Origin of the sequence: Neisseria sp. HMSC03D10, assembly GCF_001807625.1 — a bacterium.
GTDB classification, from domain to species: domain Bacteria; phylum Pseudomonadota; class Gammaproteobacteria; order Burkholderiales; family Neisseriaceae; genus Neisseria; species Neisseria mucosa.
Genome location: NZ_KV789608.1, coordinates 73701 through 82593, shown reverse-complemented (window position 1 = coordinate 82593; position 8893 = coordinate 73701). Strand labels below are relative to the sequence as shown.

Annotated in this window: 10 protein-coding genes; 5 read left to right on the top strand and 5 right to left on the bottom strand. The window is 55.8% G+C overall.

What is annotated here, in order from left to right; genetic code table 11:
• Together HMPREF3066_RS11220 and HMPREF3066_RS11215 are read right to left on the bottom strand one after the other, a co-directional pair.
• On the bottom strand, positions 1–332 hold a 332-nt coding region (locus tag HMPREF3066_RS11220), incomplete at its 3' end, for a tetratricopeptide repeat protein (protein WP_141743221.1).
• Between the two features lie 255 nt (positions 333–587).
• The gene (locus HMPREF3066_RS11215; protein ID WP_016686553.1) at positions 588–1076 is read right to left on the bottom strand and encodes a group II truncated hemoglobin; all 489 of its coding nucleotides are present in this window, start codon (positions 1074–1076) and stop codon (positions 588–590) included.
• A 212-nt stretch (positions 1077–1288) separates the two neighbouring features.
• On the opposite strand from HMPREF3066_RS11215, the gene HMPREF3066_RS11210 reads away from it, so the two are divergent.
• The 3 genes from HMPREF3066_RS11210 (at position 1289) to argJ (ending at position 3637) form a co-directional block, all read left to right on the top strand.
• Positions 1289–1633 (top strand): CidA/LrgA family protein, encoded by a 345-nt coding sequence (locus HMPREF3066_RS11210; RefSeq protein ID WP_049227453.1) that lies wholly within the window; start codon positions 1289–1291, stop codon positions 1631–1633.
• The gene (locus HMPREF3066_RS11205; protein ID WP_049227463.1) at positions 1633–2334 is read left to right on the top strand and encodes an LrgB family protein; all 702 of its coding nucleotides are present in this window, start codon (positions 1633–1635) and stop codon (positions 2332–2334) included. Before HMPREF3066_RS11210 ends, HMPREF3066_RS11205 begins: the two co-directional genes overlap by 1 nt.
• A gap of 82 nt (positions 2335–2416) precedes the next feature.
• Complete coding sequence (gene argJ / locus HMPREF3066_RS11200) at positions 2417–3637, top strand: bifunctional glutamate N-acetyltransferase/amino-acid acetyltransferase ArgJ (RefSeq protein ID WP_070443013.1); 1221 nt, start codon at positions 2417–2419, stop codon at positions 3635–3637.
• Between the two features lie 893 nt (positions 3638–4530).
• On the opposite strand, the gene HMPREF3066_RS11195 is transcribed toward argJ, so the two are convergent.
• From HMPREF3066_RS11195 to tsaB, 3 genes are read right to left on the bottom strand one after another with little or no spacing between them, the layout of a single operon-like run.
• On the bottom strand, positions 4531–5370 hold the full coding sequence (locus tag HMPREF3066_RS11195; RefSeq protein ID WP_070443012.1) for a uracil-DNA glycosylase family protein: 840 nt from the start codon (positions 5368–5370) through the stop codon (positions 4531–4533).
• A complete protein-coding gene (rimI, locus tag HMPREF3066_RS11190; protein ID WP_070443006.1) occupies positions 5364–5807 on the bottom strand; it encodes a ribosomal protein S18-alanine N-acetyltransferase in 444 nt (147 codons plus the stop codon). Before rimI ends, HMPREF3066_RS11195 begins: the two co-directional genes overlap by 7 nt.
• A complete protein-coding gene (gene tsaB, locus HMPREF3066_RS11185; RefSeq protein WP_070443004.1) occupies positions 5804–6481 on the bottom strand; it encodes a tRNA (adenosine(37)-N6)-threonylcarbamoyltransferase complex dimerization subunit type 1 TsaB in 678 nt (225 codons plus the stop codon). The genes rimI and tsaB overlap by 4 nt, the downstream gene beginning before the upstream one ends.
• A gap of 191 nt (positions 6482–6672) precedes the next feature.
• Here tsaB and gluQRS point away from each other — a divergent pair, with 191 nt between their 5' ends.
• Entirely contained in the window at positions 6673–7578 is a 906-nt protein-coding gene (gluQRS, locus tag HMPREF3066_RS11180; RefSeq protein WP_060974672.1) for a tRNA glutamyl-Q(34) synthetase GluQRS, read from the top strand.
• 184 nt (positions 7579–7762) lie between these two features.
• On the top strand, positions 7763–8491 hold the full coding sequence (locus HMPREF3066_RS11175; RefSeq protein ID WP_039407778.1) for a LytR/AlgR family response regulator transcription factor: 729 nt from the start codon (positions 7763–7765) through the stop codon (positions 8489–8491).
• The last annotated feature ends 402 nt before the right edge of the window (positions 8492–8893 follow it).

Here is an 8893-nt window from a genome sequence, read left to right as displayed (position 1 = left end):
TCTGCCGCCTTGCGATACCACTGCACTGCCTGCACAGGGTCCTGACGGACTCCTTGCCCATTGTCATACATCCAACCCAAATTAAATTGGGCTTCAGCCAACCCTTGTTCTGTCGCCTTACGATACCACTGCACCGCCTGTGCATGATCTTGACGAACTCCTTCACCTTTGTCATACATCAAACCCAAATTAAATTGGGCATCGGCATTTCCTTGCTCTGCAGCTTGAAGCATTTTCTTAAAATTCGGCACATCATCAGCCCAAGCTGCTTGCCCTATGCCCAAAGCCAGCAAAGCAACCATTATTTTTTTCAACCATGTATTTGTATTCATTTCACACTTCCCTGCTGTATGTTTAATAAAGGATCACGACATTTTCAGACGACGGTCGAGGTCGTCTGAAAATGTCGTAATTCTATCCTGACTGCATTTAAAACACTATTTTGCCACTTTGCCTGACTGTTACCGGCAGAAATATCGTTATTGGGATTCTCCGCCATGGATTGAGTGCAACGGCTGCACCTTTACAGCAGCAGCCCTTTTATCAAACAGGGAAAACGGGAAGGGATTCGCCTTTTTCAGACGACCTCAAGCCGGGAAGGTTGGGAAATAACCGTCCACGCCGTATTGCTTTAATACATTTTTCAGTTCGGGGATGCGGATTGCGGGATCGACCGCCATCGGCGGCATGGGCGGTTCTACGCCTTCTTCGTTTTGATTGCGCATCCAGTCCGCCATCGCAAAAATGCGGATAAGGACGGGCTCGGCGAGGTCTTTGCCGATTTCCAGTTCGTTCATGGCTTGGGCGAAGCAGGCGACCCATTCGTCGCGCACTTGCATATTCACGGCAAAGGGCATGTGCCGCGCGCGCAGCATGGGATGGCCGTATTTCTGCTCGAACAAGGGCGGGCCGCCGAGCCAGCCGCTAAAAAATTCGTAGAGTTTTTCGCGAATCAGCGTCATGTCTTCGCCGTGCATCTGGCGCAGTGCGCGGTATTGCGGCTCGAGTTCCATCAAGTCGTAAAAGCGGTCGGTCAGGTTGCGTACGCCTGCTGCGCCGCCGAATGCGTGATACATAGTGTTCTTTCTTTAAAGGTCGTCTGAAACGGGGATTTTAATGGACTGAGCCGCCTGCGTCATGCACGAGGTCGTCTGAAAACGCGGCTCGGGCAAAATCAAACCGGCAAACGGGTTTTCAGACGACCCCAAGGGCGTTATGATTCAATTATTAACAAAGATTCATAAACCGCCCGTCTGCAAAGCGGCAAACCATAGAGGAAACCCGACCCATGCACACCATCCGCGCCTTGCTCGTCCTGCTCGGCTGCCTTGCGCTCGGCGAAACCGCCGCCTACCTTACGGGCATCAAACTGCCCGGCAGCATCATCGGCATGGGTATTTTGTTTGTCATGCTTCAGGCGGGGTGGGTGAAAGCCGAGTGGTTGCAGCAGCTTACCGACGCGCTGATGGCAAACCTGACGCTTTTCCTTGTGCCGCCCTGTGTCGCCGTCATCAGCTATTTGGATTTGATTGCCGACAGTTGGCTGTCGATACTCGTCTCCGCCGCCGCCAGTACCGTGTGCGTCCTGTTGGTTACGGGCAAGGTGCATCAATGGATACGGGAGAAAATCTGATGGACGGCATCCTTTCCCTGTGGCAGCAGCCCAGTGTCCTGCTTTTCCTGACGCTGGCGGTTTACGCGCTGGCACTCATCCTCCGCGCGCGGACGGGCTACCTGCTGCTCAACCCTGTCTTAATCAGCACCGTTACCCTGATTGCCTACCTCAAAATCCTTGACATCGATTACGCCGTGTACCACGATGCCGCGCAGTTTATCGACTTCTGGCTCAAGCCCGCCGTCGTCGCGCTCGCCGTCCCGCTCTACCAAAACCGTCAAAAAATCTTCAGTCAGTGGCTGCCCGTCATCGTCTCGCAGCTCGCCGGCAGCGTGACCGGCATCATCACGGGCATGTATTTCGCCAAATGGCTGGGCGCGGAACGTGAAGTCGTCCTCTCGCTCGCCGCCAAATCCGTGACCAACCCCATCGCCATCGAAATCACCCGCACCATAGGCGGCATCCCCGCCATCACCGCCGCCACCGTCATCGTCGCCGGACTGGTCGGGCAGATAGCCGGTTATACCGTACTTAAAAACACAGTCGTCATGCCCTCGTCGGTCGGCATGTCGCTCGGCACCGCCTCACACGCCATGGGTATCGCCGCCTCGCTCGAGCGCAGCCGGCGCATGGCAGCATACGCAGGGCTGGGGCTGACCCTCAACGGCGTACTGACCGCCGCCATCGCCCCGATTATCATCCCCGTATTAGGATTCTGAACACTTTTCAGACGACCCCGATGAACCAAAAAGGTCGTCTGAAACCCAAACCCATAGCAACCTCAAACAAAGGAGCAGCAAAATGGCAGTCAACCTCACAGAAAAAACCGCAGACCAACTGCTGAACATCGACGGTATCCAACTCTTCACCGCCCGCGCAGGCATCAAACAAACCGACCGCGCCGACCTCACCCTGATGGTACTTTCCGGCGGCAATACCGTCGGTGCCGTGTTTACCACCAACCGCTTCTGCGCCGCCCCCGTCCACATCGCCAAATCACATCTCTTCGACGAAGACGGCGTGCGCGCCATCATCATCAACACCGGCAACGCCAACGCCGGTACAGGCGCGCAAGGCAGAATCGACGCCATCGAAACCTGCGCCGCCACCGCCGAACAAACCGGCTGTAAACCCTCCCAAGTCCTTCCCTTCTCCACAGGCGTCATCCTCGAGCCCCTGCCCGTCGGCAAAATCGTCGCCGCCCTGCCCAAAATGCAGCCCGCCGACTGGGCGGATGCCGCACGCGCCATCATGACCACCGACACCGTGCCCAAATCCGCCTCGCGCGAAGGCAGCGTCGGCGAAAAACACACCGTCCGCGCCACCGGCATCGCCAAAGGCTCCGGCATGATCCATCCCAACATGGCGACCATGCTCTCCTTCATCGCCACCGATGCCAAAGTTTCCCAACCCATCCTCCAACTGATGACCCAAGAAATCGCCGACGAAACCTTCAACACCATCACCGTTGACGGCGACACCAGCACCAACGACAGCTTCGTCATCATCGCCACCGGCAAAAACAGCCAAAGCGAAATCGACAACATCGCCGACCCGCGCTACAAACAGCTCAAAGACCTGCTCGGCAGCCTCGCTCTCGAACTCGCCCAAGCCATCGTCCGCGACGGCGAAGGCGCGACCAAATTCATCACCGTCCGCGTCGAAAACGCCAAAACCCGCGACGAAGCCCGCCAAGTCGCCTACGCCGTCGCCCACTCTCCGCTGGTCAAAACCGCCTTCTTCGCCTCCGACCCCAACCTAGGCAGACTGCTCGCCGCCATCGGCTACGCCGGCATCGCCGATTTGGACGCCGACATTCTCGAAATGTATCTGGACGACGTATTGGTTGCCGAAAACGGCGGCCGCGCCGCAAGCTACACCGAAGAACAAGGGCAGGCAGTAATGGCGAAAGACGAAATCACCGTCCGCATCAAACTCCACCGCGGACAAGCCTCCGCCACCGTCTATACCTGCGACCTGTCGCACGACTACGTCTCCATCAACGCAGACTACCGCTCGTAAGGACAGATTGTAAGTTTTGGGTTTTCAGACGACGTCTGAGGTCGTCTGAAAGTTTGAAACAATGGTTTGAAAACGGCAAAAAACGCGTGCGCGCATACCGCATACACCCTACACCTCGGTTTTAAAGTTTGTGCCGTCCGCAGGTAGGGTGAGTGGCGTAGCCACGCACGCGGTTAGTAGAGATTCAGGCTACGGCTTACTGCGCCACATCAATGGAAATATGATCGAAAAGAAAGATATTTCCAACAGTGTTCAACTGGTAGCGTGGGTTATGCCCGCGAAAATATAAAAGGTCGTCTGAAACCTGTACGCAGGCTTTCAGACGACCTTTGCTTTTCCAAAAAACAACCCGTGGGCAAAGCCCACGCTACGGTTGGCTTTCAACCTGTGCCACAGGCTTTTCCCACAAAAAACAGCCCATCAATTAAACAAAAATTCCCCCATGCCGTCATTCCCGCGCAGGCGGGAATCCACTTTTGAATCTCGGCAACTATTTTACAAACATTGAATCTCAGGCTTACAGCGTAGCGTGGGTTTTGCCCACGGATAGAGATAGCGAAACATCCTTTAGAGCAGGCTCTATGTTTTCACTACCGCCTACAAAGACAAGGTTTTCAGACGACCTTTTGTGATGCAAATAACGCGGTTATCTTTACACCGGCGCGTCATCAAACCCTGTCCGTGGGCAAAGCCCACGCTACGGCCGGCTGTTTTGCAAACACCCGTTGCATAGGGCTTCCAGTGGATTCCCGCCTGCGCAGGAATGACAGAATGTAATCTTTATCATCATCTTAGCGCGTGCCTCGTCCCCAAAACGCCTCCGCTGAAAAAATGCAAAAAAGTCGTCTGAAACCCTATTCCCAAGTTTCAGACGACCTTTGTTCCAATCAACCCTACAACACAGCCGCCGCTTTCTTCAATACCTGCCAGGCATATGCCTTCAGGCGCGGTTGGCGCAGCAGGCGGGCGGGGTGCGGGATGGTGAAATACGGTATGCCGCCGCACAATTCGTCCATGACCGCCATCATTTCTTTTTGTTCGAAAACCTGCCCTAAAAACAATACCGCACGGGCCTGGGACGATTCCAATTCATGCTTCAGTGTAGGCAATTCGGCGTGGATTTGCGCTTCCGAGGGATGCGGGCTGAACACGGGGGCGGCTTTCACCCAACTGGTTTTGTGCGCCTGCTGCGGGCTGAGGCGGATGGCGGCGAGCATATTGTCCAGCAGGACGCCGGTTTCGCCGTGAAACAATTCGCCGTGCAGCGTATCTTCGGTCGAAGGGCAGATGCTGACCACCATCAGGTGCGCAGTTTTGACTGTGGCGGACAGGCGCGGGAGGTCGTCTGAATGGTGCGGAGCGGCAGGCAAATCTGCCGTGTTTTGGATGCTGCGGGCTTGTTTGTCCGCAGGCGTTTCCTGTTTGGGTTTCGCCTCGGGCTGACGGGCCGCTTCGACAGCCACGGTTTGCAGGGATGGCATTTCGCGCTCGGGTACGTCCTGTTGGCTTCCGATGTGTACGGCTGCCATTGCTGACAGACGCGCCTGATGCGCCCCTGCCGACAGGGTGCGTTCCTGACGTGGGATGGTCGTCTGAACCGGCGCTGCCGCGGGTTTGGGCATACCGGTTTTGGGCGCGGCAAAAGCAGCGGGAACGGTTTTTGCACCGCGCTTGAGCCACATCGGCCCCAGTCCCAAGGCTTCGTGCAAATGGAGGTAACGGCTGCTTAACATGGTTTTTCCATCAAAATTGCGTCTTCATATCCGCCCTCGGGCAGGGGGTAATAATTTTTCCGCCGGCCTGTTTCGATAAAACCGTATTTGCGGTAGAGGCCGATGGCGGCGGCATTGCCTGCGCGGACTTCCAACAACAGGCGAGATACGCCTTGGCTTGAGGTCGTCTGAAACCAATATGCCAAAAGTTTTGAGGCGATGCCTTGGCGGCGGTACACCGGGGCGGCGGCAATCAGGTGCAACTCGGACTCGCCGCAGATTTCGCGCCAGACGGCAAAACCGCAGATTTCGCCTCCGCGTTCGCAGACGCAAACGGTATCTACAGGATTTGCCACCGCTTCGAGAAACTGCCGTTCCGACCAAGGCGAGGGATTGCCCGCCGCATCGATTGCGGTCAGGGCGGCACAGTCATCAGAGCTTGCCCGGCGGATGTTCATGGTTTCGCCTTCCTTTGCGCCTGCTCTTTCGCCGTCAGGGCGATCTTGTCGCGGACGTATAACAATTCGGCATGAGCCGCGTCTGCCGCCGGATAACGCCCGCTCAGTGCCAGCTCGAGAAAATCGGCGGCAGTCGGCATGGACGGTATGCCGTCGAAAGGCAGCTTGTCAGCCAAAGCAAAGGCGTTGCCCACACCCGCTCCGAAGGTTTGCCCTTGCGGCAAAACGATTTCCGAAGCCTTGCCGACATGATAATCGCCCAAACGCGTATGGGATTGCGTATCAAACCACGCATAAAACACTTCGCCCATACGCGCATCGGTCGCCGCCAATACGCAAGGGCAGTCGGGAACCAAATAAGCCGCCGCGTCCAGACTCGGCACGCCGATAACGGGCGTGTCGAAAGGGGTTGCCAAACCCTGCACGACACCCGCCCCGATACGCAATCCGGTGAACGCGCCCGGCCCTTGCGCATAAACGATGCCACCCAAATCCGACGCGCCTATGCCCGCCTGTTCGAACAACACGCGAATCTGCGGCAGGATGAGTTCTGACTGGCGCGTACCGACGTTTTCATGATACAGGCGCACCTCTCCGTCCGCACGCAAAGCGAGTGAAAGAAAAGACGTACCGGTATCGACGGCAAGGATGGGACGTGAAGTATCAATGAGCATGGAATCTGTCCGTAATGTGTTGAAACGGCATTATAACATTGCCCGCAGAAGCAGTTGCTTGGTATAGTTTGTCCGTTTTCAGACGACCTTTCCCCAAAGGTCGTCTGAAAACCCTGCCGCAACGCAGTTAAAACGGACACGGCAAGTCCCGCCCAAACCGATTTCCATCAACCCGCTCCAATCCCAAAACCATGACGGCAACCCTACCAACAGACTACATCGGACGCTTCGCCCCCAGCCCCACCGGCCTGCTCCACATCGGCTCGCTGCTGACCGCGCTTGCATCCTACGCCGATGCACGCGCAAACCGGGGCAAATGGCTGGTCCGCATGGAAGATCTCGACCCGCCACGCGAAATGCCCGGTGCCGCCGCGCATATCCTGCACACGCTCGAAGCCTTCGGTTTCGAATGGGACGGCGAAGTCGTTTGGCAGAGCCGCCGCCATTCGCTGTACAGGGACGCCTTGGGTCGTCTGAAAGAAAAAGGCCTGCTCTATCCCTGTTATTGCAGCCGCAAAGACTGGCAGGCGGCCGCCGCCCAAGGTGCCGACGGATTCGTTTACAACGGACGCTGCCGCCGCCCCGAAGACCGCCCGCACACCGACAAACCGCCCGCATGGCGCATCCGCGTCAACGACGAAACCATCGGTTTTGACGACGGTATAGTCGGACATTACGCCCAAAACCTCGCCCGCGACATCGGCGACTTCGTCCTCTTGCGTGCCGACGGATTTTGGGCGTACCAGCTTGCCGTCGTCGCCGACGATGCCGACCAAGGCATCACACACATCGTGCGCGGGCAAGACCTGCTCGTTTCTACCCCGCGCCAAATCTACCTGCAACGCTGCCTCGGCTTCGCTACTCCGCATTACGCCCATCTCCCGCTTTTGGTCAACAAACACGGGCAGAAATGGTCAAAGCAGACGCTTGCCCCCGCCTTGGACGAAAACCATAAAGAACAATTACTCCGCCAAGTCCTGCAATACCTCAACCTTCCGCCCGCACCCGAAGTTTCCCGCCCGCAGGCACTTTTATCTTGGGCGATAGAACACTGGCAGCCGCATAAAATACCGATACATGATATAGTTACGGAGTAGATTGGCGAGATTGCAACAAATTACTCGAGATATTATTCGAATGTAATTATTTTTTTACATAACACGCACATTAATACTTCATATTTACTATAATCGCCGTAACCAAATGCATAACGGGAAGACGGCCATCCGTGCCGACTTTTCACCCGACAGTCAAACTTAAAAATAACAAAAGAAAATCATTATGTTAAGTGTCATTATTGTTGAAGACGAAGTGCTCGCCGCAGAACGCCTGCGCATCTTGCTGGAAGAGTGCAACGTCGTCATCCTCAACGTATTCCACCACGCTCAGCCCGCTTTGGACTGGTTGAGTATGCACGAAGTCGATATCGTATTTGCCGACATCGGACTGCCCGAAATTACCGGACTCGAGCTGGTCGAACGCATCAAGCGTGTCGCCAAACGCCAGCCCGAAATCATCTTCACCACCGCCTACGAAGAACATGCCTTGCGCGCCTTCGAACTGGCGGCAGCCGACTACCTGCTCAAACCCATCCGCTCAACCCGCCTACAGGCGGCATTGGACCGGGTCAGCGAAAAATACCGCGAAAAAGCCGACGACTTTACCCATTTCCAAGTCTTCAGCCGCGACCGCATGATCGAAATCCCGTGGCAGCAGGCGCGTTATCTGATGGCGGAACACAAAACCGTCTTTCTGGTTACCGGCGACAGACAAAGCTACGAACTGCCCAAAACCTTGGTCTACTGGGAAGAATTGTTGGGCGAAAAAATCATCCGTCTCCACCGCAACGCCCTCGCCTTCCGCCACACATTAGACTACCTGATACGGTTGGACGACGACGATGACAGCGATTCCGCCTGGGGCGCGCAGATATTGGACATCCCCAAACCCCTGCCCGTCAGCCGCCGCCAGCTTTCCGCCATCCGCAAAATCCTCAAAAGCAAGGTGTAGATTTGCCGATAAAGCCCGAACCCTGCCTTTCATGCGCAGGGTTTTGTTTTTCGGGTTCAACCTGCTGTTCATCAGGTGCATTAAAGTAAAAAAAATCGCAAGCCAAAATGAAAACAGGACATTTGTCAGCCACCTTTGCCGACTGCGCAGGAATGACGGCATTATCAGATCATCCTTTAGGACTTGGCGACAAATAATCGCCGCCCGTCATCGAATCCCACGCTAGTCAGGGAATAGGAAAAGTTCGCCTCTTCGGCAAACAAGGTCGTCTGAAAACAAACGCCGCAGGTTGTGTTCAACCTGAAGCCGTTTTCAGACGACCTTTTGTCTGGTTTGGAAAGCCAGCGTATTATAGTGGATTAACTTTAACCCAGTACGGCGTTGCCTCGCCTTAGCTCAAAG